The sequence below is a fragment of the Streptosporangium sp. NPDC053982 genome (genome assembly GCF_055585205.1).
Genome location: NZ_JBVJKQ010000012.1, coordinates 22361 through 36975, shown reverse-complemented (window position 1 = coordinate 36975; position 14615 = coordinate 22361). Strand labels below are relative to the sequence as shown.

Below are 14615 nucleotides of genomic sequence, written 5' to 3'. Positions count from 1 at the left end.
GCGGTCACGGCTCGAACACCGGCGCGTAGGCCCACAAGCACACGGACACGCCATCACGCCGGATCGCACAGGCAGCAGCGGTCGAAGCTGAACGGCTCCGCCGAGGCCCGGGCCCAGATCTCGCGATTGGCGTCGTTGTGGCTGAGGTTGATGAGCCGGACGACCACGAGAGCGGTGACGGAGGCGGCACCGGCGCGATGCAGAGCCGAGGCGGCGCTCTGCAGATGGGCTCCGGTGACGAACATGCCGTCCAGCAGCAGGACCGTCTCACCGGCGACACGCTCGGAGACCGCGTAGGCCCGCTCGTTCGGTTCCCGCCAGCCGACCGCTTCCGCCCCGCTGTCGCACCGGAGCACGGACCTGTGCAGTCCCCTCAGGCCGGAGATCATCTGAACGGCCCGGTTCAGGGGGCGGGAGGCGGAGGCCCGGTCAGCGGAACGCGGGCAGGGAACCGTGTCGACCAGAGTGAAGTCCGCTCCGGCGAGCCGTCTCAGGCACGACGCGTGGGAGGCGTAGAACCGGGAGATCGTGGCGGCGATGAACCGGATCCGATCGGGGCCGCCGGCCCGCGGAGCCGGCTGGGCGGCGAGGGCCACGATGTCATATAGCTGGTCGTTCTCCTTGGTGCACAGGGAGATGGGGACGACGTTCCAGGTGGGCAGCCGCGTCCTGTTCGTGATGTCGCGGCAGCCGTCGCAGATCTCGTAACTCGCGTGGTTGGGCCCCGAGTGGCAGATCCGGCAGACCCCGGGGCCCGTCGCCGGAACGTTCCGATACAGCTGGATGAACTCCTCTGTCGCCGCTCGGGCGGCATCGCCCATGGTCAGAAGCTCTGCAGATGTCGGGTCACATCCACCAGATTGACCACCTGGGTCAACAGATCGTCAATATCCCGTACGACAGTGATGCCTCCCCGGTGAGCCACGCGCCGTACCCACGGCTGTTCCTCGTGGAGCCGGTGGGGCACGAAGAGACGCCTGCCCTGACTGAGCGCGGTACGAGCCTGCCGGGCGGCACCGCCGTCCTCTTCCCCGTCCACGATGTAGACCGCGGCGGCCAAACCGCTGGTCACGGTGCGGGACAGGGAGACGGTTCGGGGTGTCGTCGCCTCCAACGGCCGGAACGGCGAGACCAGCGCGCCGCCATGGGCTATCTCCTTGGCCAGAGTGGTGTTCTCCGGTGCGACGGGCACGGTGATGCCTTGGGCGAGGGTCGCGATCGTCCGGCCACCGGCCGCCAGGGCGGTGGCGTGGGCCACCGGGCCGATACCGGGCCTTAGATCAGCCACGAGGGTGAGACCCGCCTGCGCCAGGGCGCGGACCTCATGCCGGACCCGATCGATGGACGGCCCGTCGGCGGAGTGCTCACCGACGACGGCGATCGACCGGTGGTCCTCGTCGAGGAGAAGACCGCGAACCCAGAGGACGGGCGGGAGGTCGTGAACGAAGTCCAAGTTGCCGGGGTACTCCTCGTCCAGGACGGTCACCAGATGCGCACCCTCGGCGCGCGCGGCGGCGATGAGGGCCTCGGCGCGCGCGAGGTCACCGCCCCGGAGACGGGCGACCACCTCGGCGGCGTGAGCGTGGTCGTCCTCGTCCAGGCCGGTGAGATCACCGTCCACCAGACGCAGGGCGCCGCGGGCGGCCTGGACGACGCGGGCCGTGCGTTGCCACGGCCCGGCAGTGGCCTCGCTGAGCACCAGAACCGCGGCCTGCTCCCTGACCTTGGACATCTCCACCATCCTCGACATCGAACCTGACGGACCCGATCGGAACGCGCCCCGGGCAGCCACCGCCGTCCGGCGCTCCTTCGGGAACGAGACTGCCGGGGAACGCTGATCCACCGCCCGGTTTTCCACCAAGCCGGACTTGATCACGTCCGATCGAGCGGACCGGGTACGGATACCGGTTCCGTTCACCCGTGTCTCCGCTTTGGCGCGGGGCCGGGCGGTGGCTGACCGGGCGCGGCGGCAGGAAGGCCGCCGCGCCCAGTTCATGGAACCTCCGGGGCCGCGCACGACACGAAGATCGCCCATACGCCATCCCGGGTGATCCGACGACTCCGCACAGTAACATTCCCGTGAAGTTGATCTACGAATGCATCTTCGCAGAGGGGAAACCACGTGCTCAGATCGCATCGCCCGAGATCCGCGCTCATCGTGCTGGCCTGCGTCCTGCCGGTGCTGCCGGTACTGTCGGCCTCCGCCGGGGCGCGGGTCGCGGCCGACACGGGCGCGCACGCCGCCGCACCGCAGGCCGTCACTCGGGCCGCCACGCCCTGCATCCGGCAGGGGCAGGCGACCTACCCCGTCGACTACTACTGGAAGAACGCGCTCGGCATGAGGCTGGGCAGCGGAAAGGTCTCGGTCGACACCTCCCCGTCGCTGTGGGGCGGGCAGATCACACCGGGCGGCACCTTCACCCTCACGGTCACGCACCGCACGGCCCAGTGGCCGCTGCTGGTCAGGACCTACACCACCACCTGGGACCTGTCGTCCCTCCTGGCCAATGCCGACGTCGTCAGCCAGTCCGGCATCGGGACCATCGGTGGCAACACCCTGACGATCACCTCGCCGGGCACCAAGACCGACCCGCCCCCGAAGGTCATCACATTCCGGGTCAGGCAGGGCACCGTCGGCAACGCCATGACCATCCGGCCGACCGGGATCAGCAGCGTCGTCGCCGCCCCCGGCCAGCTCGGCGGCAACACGCCCGCACCGCCGATCCAGATCGCGAACGGGCAGTCCATCGCGCCCACCACGGCCATCGACGACACCGCCACCACCGCACCGAGCACGGCCGTCAGCGTGCCCGTCCTGGCCAACGACACCGCCACCGCACCGGCGATCGGCGGCGTCACCAAGCCCGCGAACGGCACCGCGACCGTCTCCGGCGGCAACGTGGTCTACACGCCCGACCCCGGCTTCAGCGGCACCGACACCTTCACCTACACGATCACCACCGACTGCGGGACCAGCACCGCCAAGGTCACCGTCACCGTCCCCTGCAACTGGAAACCGGTCAGCCTGGTCAACGGAAGCTTCGAGGCGCCGCCCGTGGCCACGGTCGACTACTCCATCCCCGACGCCTCCACCAACCCGCCCGTCGGCTGGCAGACCACCGCCACCGACCGCAAGCTGGAGTTCTGGCGCGGCGGCGCGAGCGGGGTCCCGGCGGCCGACGGCCAGCAGTTCGCCGAACTCAACGCCAACGAGGTCTCCACGCTCTACCAGGACCTGCCCACCGTGCCGGGTACGCCGATGACCTGGTCGCTCTACCACCGAGGCCGCCTCGGCACCGACGTGATGCGGGTGCTCGTCGGCCCGCCGGGCGCGACCGTGGCGCAGACCCCCACCGGCGCCTCCTCCCCCGACATCTCCGACGACAACACCGCCTGGCGCCTCTACACCGGGACCTACATCGTCCCTCCGGGACAGACCACCACCCGGTTCGCCTTCGAGTCGGTGTCGGCCACGGGCGGCAGCCCCGCGCTCGGCAACTTCCTGGACGGCGTGACGTTCAGCACGCCACCCTGCCCGTGAACCGCCACGGGCACCGGCCGCCGAGCCGCGGCCGTTCGAATACCTGAGTCTCGACACAGGGACCCGACGACGATACGCGCCGCCGGGTCCCGCGGCGATCACACGGCACGCCGGCCTCGCGTGCGACCCCGGCCATCGAGCCACCGCGCCGGAGTGCCGGGCATCTCCACCACCCTGCCGGTTCGAGCCGGGTGAATCCGATCGGAACGCGCCCCGGAGACTCCGCCGTAGCGAGCCTGCCGGACACGCCGCCGTCCGATGCGATGCGCACCGGGCCCCGGAAGATCGTGGCGGCGAAGCCCCTTCACCGCTCGACACCCGGCCGCCGATGGAAAAATCCTCTTGTAAAGGTTGTGTGGCAATTCCACATATCGATATGGCTGGAAGCCACCCACAAGAAGCAGGAAAGTATCCGCGATGTATCGGAAATGCATACGGATTCCCTCGATCCGATCCTTCATGCCTACTGTGATAAACGTCACATGGAACGCCGGAAGGGGTTCAGCCCGAGGCCCATGAAGCCGGGAGCCAGGGTTCTCGCATAAGGAAAAAATAAGTTTGAGCAGGTGACCTTGCTTGCCTCCGCAAGTCGCCGCCGCGAGCGAGCATAGATATCGACCTCTCCCTTGTTTCCGTTACACGGCATCAACAAGATCACTGACGGTGATCGTTTACTGCTGTCATCTCTATCTTTACGATCAGGGCGTTTTGTTCTCTACCAGCCACTTCTGGCATGACTGGAGATGGTGTGCGCCCGTTACCCCCCACCTCTTCCGATCGGCCTGCCCGGTCGGAAACCGGATCCCCCCGGCGCCGCAAACGGCCGCGGCGACGGCTGATCGCCGCGGCGGCCGGCGTCGCCCTGCTGGCCTCCCTGGCCCCGGCCTCCCCGGCGCTGGCCCAGCCGTCCATCCCGGCGGCGGCCGGGCCGGGACTGCTGGCCCGGCTGGCCACAGGCATCGGCGAGCTGTTCGCCGAACCTCCACGGGGAGAGATGCGCGCCGGCACCGGGGCCGCGGCCCTGCCCGGCCGTACCGGCACCGCTCCGCAGCGGCAGAAGCCGAAACCCCCCGGCAAGCGGGTCAAGGAACTGACCGGAAAGCGCTTCACCTACGGCTCGGTCTATGAGCTGGAGGACGGCCGCCGGCAGGTGGAGCTGTCCAGCGTTCCTCGCCACTACCGGGACGCGGACGGCGCGTGGCAGCCGATCGACACCGCGGTCGGCGCGGCCTCCGGTGAGGGTTTCATCCACGGCAACGACCGCACCGGTTTCTCCTCCCGCTTCGGCGACGACACCGCCCGGCTCGCGAGGATCAAGACCGGGGAGCGGCAGCTGACCTTGGGCGTGGCGGGTGGATCCCGGCGGATCGCCCCGGAGGTGAAGGGCTCGACCGTCACCTACCGCGGCGTGTGGGACGGCGCCGATCTGGTCTACAAGCTCACCTCCCAGGGGGTGAAGGAGTACATCGTCCTGTCCAAGGCGCCGGCGGCGGGGACGGAGTTCGCCTTCACCGTCAAGACCGGCGGCGTCGAGCCGCAGGCCCGGCCGGACGGCTCGATCGCCTTCACCGCCAAGGGTGAGGACGTTCCCGCATTCACGATCCCCAAGCCGTTCATGGTCGACTCCGCCGCCGATCCGGCCTCTCCGTACGGCAGGCGTTTCTCCGCGGCCGTCACCCAGACGCTGGGCGGACAGGGCGCCGAGACGACGATCACCCTGAAGCCGGACGCCGCGTGGCTGGCCGCGCCGGACCGTAAGTGGCCGGTGGTGATCGACCCCACGATCGACCTCGGTGTCGACTCAGCCCAGAACACCTACGTGGACTCGGCCTCGCCGAAGGTGAACTTCGACTCCTCCTGGAAGCTGCCGGTCGGCAAGACCGCGAACGGCGTCAACCGTGCGCTGCTGTACTTCAACTGGCCCAGCTGGGACGTGCTGCCGCTGGGCGCCCGCGTCGACCAGGCGACGCTGGAGACCTACTTCGACCAGGCCCTGGGCACCGCCGGGCCGGTCACGGTGGAGGCGCACGAGATCACCGGCGACTGGGACTCCTTCACCGCCACCTGGAACAACCAGCCGACCTTCTCCCCCACGGTGGCCGCCTCGGTCACCAAGAACGCCGGGGAGCTGTCGCGCTGGCACTCCTTCGATGTCACCGCCCTGGCCAACGCCTGGTCGGCGACCGCCGACCCAGCCTGGGGCGTGCTGCTCAAGGCCGCCGACGAGTCCTCCACCGCCAAGATCGGCGGGCCGGTGTACGAGTCCAGTGAGGACCTCTACGGCGGCGACGGCATGACCGGTGAGACCGCCACGTACCCCAAGCTGACCCTCACCTTCGGCACCCCGTCGGTGCGGCTCAAGCAGCCGGAGACGGCCACCTCGGTGGGCGCGTCGCTGTCGTGGACACCGTACGCCGACCCCACCCCCGGGGACGCCTCCGACGATCTGGCCGAGTACCGGCTGTACCGGTACTGCCCCTCGGGCTGCCAGCTGAGCGAGGGCGCCTCCACCCTGGATTCGCAGCTGGTCACCACGCTGCCGGCGAACGTGACCTCCTACGTCGACACCAGCAGCGGCGCCGACCCCCAGGCCGCCGCCGATCCCGCCTACATCCACCAGGCCACCTACTGGGTGGAGTCGGTGCTGAAGAACGGCCAGACCTCCGCCTCGCAGGAGATGCGGGTCATCCTGCCCCGTCCCGGCCAGGTGACCCGGGTGCTGGTCGCCGACGCCGACACCACGCTCGCCTCCGGCGAGGCATCGGCCGGCCACGACACCGTGGGCGGGCTGAAGCGGCTGCAGGCCGGCAACACCACCACCACGCCGGGCACCACCCGCGCGCTGGTGGGTTTCGGTGACTTCGCCGGCCGGATCCCGGCCGACGCCCAGATCAGCGAGGCCACCCTGTCGCTGTGGGCGGCCACCTCCACCGGCTCGGGTGTCACCTTCAACGCCCACCGCCTCACCCGCGGCTTCGACGAGAACGCCACCTGGGCCAAGGCCGACGCCACCGCCTCCTGGAGCACCGCCGGAGGCGACTTCGACGCGGCGGCGCTGGGTTCGGCCGGCGCGGTGAGCGCCCAGCCGCGTTGGCAGCAGTGGACCGTCACCAATGCCGCCAAGGCATGGATCGCCGATCCCTCAAGCAACCGTGGCCTGCTGGTCAAGGTCGCCAACGAGGCGGGTACGGCCAAGCAGTCGGTGCAGTTCCTGGCCTCCGAGACCGACGAGCCGCTGCTGCGGCCCCGGCTGCGGGTAACCTACGCCGACAAGACCGACGGCGCCTCGACCTTCTACGCCCCCGGTACCCCCGACCGGCTGGACGCCGGCGCCACCCGGCAGATCACCGTCGCGGTCACCAACACCACCGCCGAAACCTGGAAGGCCGGCTCCACCGCGCTGTCCTACCACTGGAAACTGCCCGACGGCACCGACGTCTCCACCGCCGACAACCAGCTCCGAACCCAGTTGCCGGCCGACCTGGCACCGGGTGCGTCGACCGCGGTCTACGCCACCGTCAAGGCCCCGGCCCTCACCGGCGCCGGCGGCAACAAGGCCGAGGCCGTCAGCCTGGTGTGGGACGTGCAGGACACCACCACCAACAACTGGAAGTCGGCCACCCACCACCTGCCGGAGCTGCCGCAGCAGATCCGCCTCGACTCCCCCACCAGCGACCTGCTGGGACTGGAGAAGTTCTACCAGTACACCGGCAAGAACACCGGCGCCGGATCCACCGCGCTGGTCAACCCGTACGCCGGCAACCTGGTGTGGAACTACAACGCTTTCACCAATCCCTCCCGCGGACCGCAGACGTTCGTGCGGATGACCTACAACAGCCTCGACACCTCCGCCTCGTCGATGGGGTACGGCTGGAGCCTGCAGGCCTCCACGCTGCAGCGGCTGGGATCGCAGGTCTCCTTCCATCCGCCCGGCCAGGACTGGCCCTCGCAGGTACGGATGACCGACGGCGACGGCACCACGCACGTGTGGACCCTGCCCGAGGGCACGGACCCCAAGACCTGCACCCCGTCCACCTGCGCCTACCGCAACCCCCGCGGCGTGCACCTGTACCTGCAGCAGACCGGATCGCGTGACCCGCTGCGCAAGTGGGTGTTCACCAAGCCCGACCGCACCCAGTTCTTCTACGACGACGAGGGCTTCCAGTCGGCGATCGTCGACAAGAACGGCAACACCATGTCGTTCACCTACGAGCGCCGCAAGTCCAACAACAAGCCCACCAAGTTCCTGCAGCACATCACCGACGCCACCGGCCGGCGCACCCTGACCCTCACCTATTACGCCAAGGGCCAGGACTACGCCTACATCGACGACGCCGGCAAGGAGGTGAAGGCCACCAAGCTGACCAACCCGCACATCATCGACAACGTCGAGTCCATCACCGACATCGCCGGGCGGAAGGTCACCTTCACCTACACCGACAAGGGCCTGATGGCCAAGATGGTCGACGGCGCCGGCGACGAGCAGGCCAAGACGTTCGGCTTCACCTACGACGCCACCCAGGGCAACAAGAACGTCAAGCTGGTGTCGGTGAAGGACCCGCGCGGCCACTCCACCGACGTCACCTACTACGAGGCGCCGGTCGACCCCAAGGACAAGTGGAAGGTCGAAAAGCTCATCGACCGGCTGGACGGGGAGACGAAGTTCGACTACGTCGACCCCGACGGCCCGCAGGGCGGCAAGATCCACGCCACCGTCACCGACCCGCTGCAGCACCAGACGAAGTACGTGCTGGACGCCTACGGCCGGGCGGAGTCGATCACCAACGCCAAGAACGAGACCACGGGCCTGCAGTGGGACCCCGACCACAACGTCACCCGGCTGACCGAGGCCAACGGCGCCTACGCCAGCTGGGAGTATGACCCGAAGACCGGCTATCCGCAGAAGTTGTGGGACGCCGAGGCCAACCACAACGGCACCGATCCGACGGTACTGAAGTACACGCCCTCCCTGAACGGTTACGTCGCGGACCTGACCGAGAAGACCTCACCGGAGGGCCGTAAGTGGGTCTTCGGCTACGACGGCAAGGGCAACCTGAAGACCGTCACCGACCCGCTCGGCGTCGCCTCGGCCGCCGACGGCGACTACACGACGTCGTACGAGTACGACGGCTTCGGTCAGCTGACAAAGAGCATCGACGCCAACGACAACCCGACCTCCTACGGTGACTACCACCCCTCCGGTTACCCGGAGAAGATCACCGACGCGTACGGCAAGGACACCGTCACCTCCTACGACGTGCGCGGCAACGTGCGGTCGGTGACCGACGCGCTGGGCAAGAAGACCACCCAGACCTACGACGTCTTCAAACGCCCCCTGGAGAACACGGTCCCCAAGGACCAGGACGCCAGCCCGCCGGTACTGATCGTCACCCCGGCGCCCGAATACGACCGCAACGACAACATCGTCACGATGACCGCGCCCAACGGGGCGGTCTCCACCGCGCTCTACGACGACGCCGACCAGTTGCTGGAGTCGGTGCTGCCCAAGGACACCGCGGACGGGCCGGAGCGCAAGGTGTCCTTCACCTACGACGCGGCCGGCAACCTCAAGACGCAGACCGAGCCGAAGGGCAACCTCACCCCCGAGGCGGGCGACTTCGTCACGACGTACACCTACGACCCGATCTACCAGCTGACCGACGTCCTCAACGCCGAACAGCACAAGATCACCTACGTCTACGACAACGTCGGCAACACCACCACGGTCATCGCCCCGCGTAAGAACGCCACCGCCGACACCGGCGACTACACCGCCTTCTACACCTACGACCGCAACCACCGCATCACCCGCGCCAAGGACGCCGCCGGTCACGAGACCGGGACCGGGTACGACCTGGACGGCCTGGTGACGAGCCAGACCGACCAGGAAGGCAACAAGACCTTCATCGACCTGAACGGCCGCGGCGAGGTGGCCCAGACGAGGGTGCCGCACTCGCAGACCGACGGGACGATCAAGTACACGGTCACCCGGTTCGTCTACGACGAGGTCGGCAACCGTACCAAGGTCATCACCCCGCGCGGTGTGGAGACCACGGACGACGACACCGACTTCATCGCCGAGACCAGGTACGACAAGCTCAACCGGCCGGCCGAGGAGATCTACCCCTTCGACTCCGGCGACCCGAAGTACGACACCCCCGACTCGGTGAAGTACGTCTACGACGAGGTGTCGCGGCTCAAGGAGATCTCCGCCCCGCCGTCGCACGGGCAGACGATCCGCAACGTCTCCAAGATGACCTACTGGGACAACGGCTGGTCGAAGACCACCACCGACCCGTGGGACATCAAGACCACCTACGACTACAACACCCTCGGCCTGCAGACCAACCGCACCGTCACCAGCGCGGGCGGCTCCTCACAGCGGGCCATGGACTGGTCCTACTACCCCGACGGCAAGCTTCGGACCCACTCCGACGACGGGGCGCCGCTCGGCCTGGACGTCGTCCTGGACGACAACTCCGACGTCGGGCAGGTGAGCACCACCGGCTCCTGGACCACCGTCGGCGCCGCAGGCGGCGGCACGGGCCTGGCGGCCACGGTCGAGCCGGGCACCGGCTTCACCGGCTACGACTACGCCATCGCCCCGGCCGGCACCGGCCAGTCGGCCTTCACCTGGAATCTCACCACCCCCTCGAAGGGCAAGTACAAGGTCCACGTCCGCTACCCCACCGGCGCGACGGCGACCAACGCCAAGTACACGATCAAGTACGACGGCGGCGAGACCACCGCGACGGTCGACCAGACCGCCCGCGCGGGTGAATGGGTCAGCCTGGGCGAGTTCACCTTCGCCGAGGGCAACACCCACTCGATCACCCTGACCGACGAGGCGAACGGAACCGTCGCCGCGGACGCGGTCAAGCTGGTCCGTGACGCCGGCGGTGAGACCGACACCGAGAAGAAGGACTTCCACTACACCTACGACCCCAACGCCAACCTCACCCTGATCGAGGACAACTCCCCCACCGCGAAGATCGACGTCTGGGACATCGCCTACACCGGCCTGAACCAGATCGACACGATCAAGGAGAAGCTCGACGGCGTGGTGAAGAACACCACGACCTACCGCTACAACGAGAACGGCGCCGTCACCGAGCGCACCCACGACAAGACGCTGGCGACCTACCGCTACGACGTCCGCGACCTCGTCGACCAGGTCGTCAACAAGAAGTCGGCCACCGACACCGCGCCGAAGACCACCGGCTACACCTACACGCCCAGAGCCGAACGGCTGACCGAGACCAAGGCCAACGGCAACACCGTCGCCTACGACTACTTCCTCGACGGCCTGCTGCGGCACTCGATCGAGAAGAAACCAGGCGGCACGGTGGTCTCCGAGCACACCATCGGCTACCAGGGCAACCTGCAGCGCTCCCGCGACCTGACCAAGCTGCAGAACGCCGACTCCCCCGGCGCCTACCTGGAGAACGAGTACACCTACACCTACGACCCCCGCGACCGCATCGCCAAGTCCGTCAAGACACCCGTCGGCGGCGGCGCGGCGACCACTGACATCTACTGGCACGACGCCAACAGCAACGTCTACGACCAGACGGTGCTGGGCAAGCAGACCACCTTCACCTTCGACCGCAACCGGCTGATGACCTCCACCACCGCCGGGGCCACCAGCACCTACACCTACGACCCGTACGGCCGGCTGCGCACCATCACCGGCGGCGGCAAGGTTCGGGAGAAGTACACCTACGACGGCTTCGACCACGTCACCCGGCACGAGAAGCTCGGCGGCGACGGGGCCACCCCGACGGTGACCACCTACACCTACGACCCGCTGGACCGCACCACCTCCAAGACGGAGAAGGAAGGCACCGACAAGGCCAAGACCACCCTCTACTCCTACCTCGGCCTCTCAGGTGAGGTGCTGGACGAGGAGGTCGCCGGCAAACTGGTCCGCTCCTTCCAGTACAGCCCGTGGGGCGAGCGGCTGTCGCAGGTGAAGACCACCGCCGCCGGCGGGGAGGAGTCCTCCTACTACGGCTACAACGCCCACACCGACGTCGAAGCCATCACCGGCGAGTCCGGCGACACCCGCGCCACCTACGGCTACACCGCCTACGGCAGCAACGACGACGCCCTGTTCACCGGCGTCGACAAACCCGACCCCGCGAACCCCACCGCCAAGGACGAGTACAACCCCTACCGCTTCAACGCCAAGCGCTGGGACAACTCCACCGGCATGTACGACATGGGGTTCCGCGACTACAACCCCGGCCTCAACCGCTTCCTCACCCTCGACTCCTACAACGGCGCCCTGGCCGACCTCAGCCTCGGCACCGACCCCTGGACCGCCAACCGCTACGCCTTCACCGGCGGCAACCCCATCACCGGCATCGAACTCGACGGCCACGACCCCTACGGATGCTCACCGAACTCCCCCGACTGCGTGAGCAAGAACAACGCGATCGCCCGCAAACAGGCAGGACTCCCCGCCTACGACAAGAACGGCTACGGCGGAACCTACCAAGCAGGAACAGGCCCCGCTCCGTCACCGACACCACAGCCGTCGCCTCTGGCACCCGTGCCGGATGCCGCCCCCACCGCCGATCCGTCCGCGACTCCCAGCCCCATGCCCGGCGAGGACATCAACGCCTACTTCACGTTCTGCAAGAAGATCGGTCATCAGAATTGCCGGTGGGGCAAGTCAGAGGTGGCCGCACTTTACGATCTTTTTGTTGCGGACTACGTCAACTGTGCCGGCGGAGATGGCGGGGCTTGCGTGTGGGCCGCCATTTCCGTGATACCGGTCGGCAAGCTAGGAAAGCTCGGCAAGCTCGGCAAGCTCGGCGGCGCGGCCAAAGCGGCACATTTGATCGGCAAGGGCGACGACCCGCTCGTCCCCGAACTCGTCAAAGACATCAATGCCCGCTATCCAGGCCATGTCGTGGCTCAGGGAATCGAAATCATGGGGGCCGACGGAAAGCCTCTCACCGACTTCGATATCGTGACCAAGAACGCAGTGATCCAAGTGAAAGCAGGCTCGGGCAAGGGCGCCCTGAAGCAGGCCTTGGCCACACAGAGCCTGACGGGCTACCCAGTGATCGTGTACCTTCCGGAAGGGCGCGGAAGCGTCATCAAGAGTCTCGAAAAGGCTGGGATAATGGTCACCCGAGATAAGAATGTACTGCTGGACGTCCTGGCGCCGTAGGCTTCACACCCTCTCGGCAGCTGCCCGGCCAACAAGGAGGCATCGCCATGCGACCCACCATCGTGCTCCTGAGTGACGTGGATACTCACAGAAAGCTCGTGGACCGACTGCGCCATGTCGGCTCCTACAGCAAGGGGGAGTTCTTCGATCACCTGGAACAAGGGGGATTTTCTTTCGGCGTCGACTTGTCCGGTGACGTCATCGCCGAGTTCGAGAAGGAGGAAATCGCTGAAATATCCCAAGAACTGGGAGAATTCAGTGCGATACTCATCGAGTATCCCGACATGCCCTCCATCCGCCGGCTCCTTCCGGAAGTCATCCAGGGGCTCGACGGGCTCCTTGACACAAATCACGGAGAGCTCCTCAGGTATGACCAGGTTCTGGAACGGTTCCATCTGGACCCCTTCTGGGACTGGAGGAATCACGATCCCGGAAAGGGCCGGGAAGCGGGAAACGAAACCTGACCTGGATGTTCATACGCCCGGGGGGACAGGAGGCCGTCCTCGTGGCCGCCGGCGCCTCACCCGAGTCGGCAAGCAGTTGACGGGCCGCCCACACGGCGCATAGTGCGGCCAAAGCGCCGGGTCGAGCGGGAATTCCCGCTCGACCCGGCGCGACGCTTCCGCAATCGCGCCCCATGTCGTACCTGGCGCTGGGCAACCCCACCGGCAGGTACGACGTGGAGTTCCGCGACCTCAACCCCGGCCTCAACCACCTCCTCACCCTGGACGGACCTCGGCACCGCCCCCTGGACCGCCAACCATCACGCCTTCACCGGCGGCAACCCCGTCTCCTACGTCGAGATCGACAGCCGTCTGTTCGGCCTGTCGCTGTCGGACGTCGGCCATCCGGCCCTGGACGTGGTCGGCATGGTCCCGGCCGTCGGCGAGGTCGCCGACCTGGCCAACGCCGCCTGGTACACCGCCGAGGGCAACTACGTCGACGCCGCCCGGTCGGCGGCCGCCGCCATCCTCTTCGCCGGCACCGCCGCCACCGCGGTCAAATGGATGAAGACCACCGTCAAGGTCGCCGGAAACGTCACCGGCGCCGCCAACGCCGTCAAGAAGGCGGCCGGAACTCTCAACAAGTTCTCCGACCGCCTGGCCGCCGCCGTCAAGGCCGGCAACGACGCCGCCGCTGACGATCGAGAAACAGATCATGAACGCCCACCGGGTGAAACAGAGCGCCCAGGCCGTGCTGAGCAAGGACAAGAAGGGCACCACCGTCACCACCCGGAAGCAGGTGCCGGCCAAGCCCAAGAGCCAGCCCGGCGGAGCCGCCAGCGCCTGCCCGATCAGCAGCTTCCTCCCCGGCACCAAGGTTCTGCTCGCCGACGGCACCCACAAGGCGATCGACACCCTGAAGGTCGGCGACAAGGTCATCGCCACCGACCCGGCGACCGGCGCCACCGCCGCCAAGCCGGTGCTCAAGACGATCACCAGCAAGGGCGTCAAACGCCTGGTCACCATCACCGGCGACGTCGACGGCGACCGGGGCGCCAAGACCGGCAGTGTGACCGCCACCGACCGCCACCCCAGCTGGGTCCCCGAGTACGGTGCCTGGACCGACGCCGGACAGTTCCGCCCCGGCATGTGGCTGCGGACCTCCGCCGGCACCCACGTCCAGATCACCGCCGTCCGCCACGAGGTACGGCACGGCCAGCGCGTCCACAACCTGTCCGCCGCCGACATCCACACCTACTCACACGGCCGCGGGAGAGGCCGACCTCCTCGTTCACAACACCGAATGTGGCGAGACGTTCTACCGGGCGATGAGCGAAAGAGAGTTCAATCAGCTTGGGCCGAACGGCGAGATTACCGTGAAGGGAACGGAGAATTTTGTCACCCAGTCCCGGGAGCACCTGGATCGGCGACTTCAGGAGAGTAGATGATT

Annotated in this window: 7 protein-coding genes; 4 read left to right on the top strand and 3 right to left on the bottom strand. The window is 67.8% G+C overall.

All coding sequences use genetic code 11. The features are described 5' to 3' along the window. Positions 1 to 53: 53 nt before the first annotated feature. Both ACZ6W9_RS22530 and ACZ6W9_RS22525 read right to left on the bottom strand, forming a co-directional pair. Positions 54 to 821 carry a phosphoribosyltransferase gene (locus ACZ6W9_RS22530; RefSeq protein WP_389964290.1) on the bottom strand — a complete coding sequence of 256 codons (768 nt, stop codon included), beginning with the start codon at positions 819 to 821 and terminating at the stop codon, positions 54 to 56. Between the two features lie 2 nt (positions 822 to 823). Then, the gene (locus ACZ6W9_RS22525) at positions 824 to 1918 is read right to left on the bottom strand and encodes a DNA-processing protein DprA (RefSeq protein ID WP_389964292.1); all 1095 of its coding nucleotides are present in this window, start codon (positions 1916 to 1918) and stop codon (positions 824 to 826) included. 204 nt (positions 1919 to 2122) lie between these two features. On the opposite strand from ACZ6W9_RS22525, the gene ACZ6W9_RS22520 reads away from it, so the two are divergent. The 3 genes from ACZ6W9_RS22520 (at position 2123) to ACZ6W9_RS22510 (ending at position 13186) form a co-directional block, all read left to right on the top strand. Beyond that, the gene (locus ACZ6W9_RS22520; protein ID WP_470119461.1) at positions 2123 to 3541 is read left to right on the top strand and encodes an Ig-like domain-containing protein; all 1419 of its coding nucleotides are present in this window, start codon (positions 2123 to 2125) and stop codon (positions 3539 to 3541) included. A 748-nt stretch (positions 3542 to 4289) separates the two neighbouring features. Beyond that, positions 4290 to 12722, top strand: coding sequence for a DNRLRE domain-containing protein (locus ACZ6W9_RS22515; RefSeq protein ID WP_470119459.1), 8433 nt, complete (start codon positions 4290 to 4292; stop codon positions 12720 to 12722). A 47-nt stretch (positions 12723 to 12769) separates the two neighbouring features. Next, positions 12770 to 13186: a hypothetical protein gene (locus ACZ6W9_RS22510; RefSeq protein WP_389964301.1), complete on the top strand. Its 417-nt coding sequence runs from the start codon at positions 12770 to 12772 to the stop codon at positions 13184 to 13186. Positions 13187 to 13441: 255 nt separating this feature from the next. Here ACZ6W9_RS22510 and ACZ6W9_RS22505 read toward each other — a convergent pair whose 3' ends face one another. Continuing rightward, positions 13442 to 13882, bottom strand: a complete 441-nt coding sequence (locus tag ACZ6W9_RS22505) for a hypothetical protein (RefSeq protein WP_470119457.1) — start codon at positions 13880 to 13882, stop codon at positions 13442 to 13444. On the opposite strand from ACZ6W9_RS22505, the gene ACZ6W9_RS22500 reads away from it, so the two are divergent. Then, positions 13881 to 14609, top strand: coding sequence for a polymorphic toxin-type HINT domain-containing protein (locus ACZ6W9_RS22500; protein ID WP_389964307.1), 729 nt, complete (start codon positions 13881 to 13883; stop codon positions 14607 to 14609). The two genes, ACZ6W9_RS22505 and ACZ6W9_RS22500, sit on opposite strands and share 2 nt — an antisense overlap. Positions 14610 to 14615: the final 6 nt, after the last annotated feature.

Bases quoted from the DNA above. Each gene is read 5' to 3' on its own strand.
- ACZ6W9_RS22530 (WP_389964290.1), bottom strand. From the start codon at position 821: ATGGGCGATGCCGCCCGAGCGGCGACAGAGGAGTTCATCCAGCTGTAT.
- ACZ6W9_RS22510 (WP_389964301.1), top strand. From the start codon at position 12,770: ATGCGACCCACCATCGTGCTCCTGAGTGACGTGGATACTCACAGAAAG.
- ACZ6W9_RS22500 (WP_389964307.1), top strand. From the start codon at position 13,881: ATGAACGCCCACCGGGTGAAACAGAGCGCCCAGGCCGTGCTGAGCAAG.
- ACZ6W9_RS22505 (WP_470119457.1), bottom strand. From the start codon at position 13,882: ATGATCTGTTTCTCGATCGTCAGCGGCGGCGTCGTTGCCGGCCTTGAC.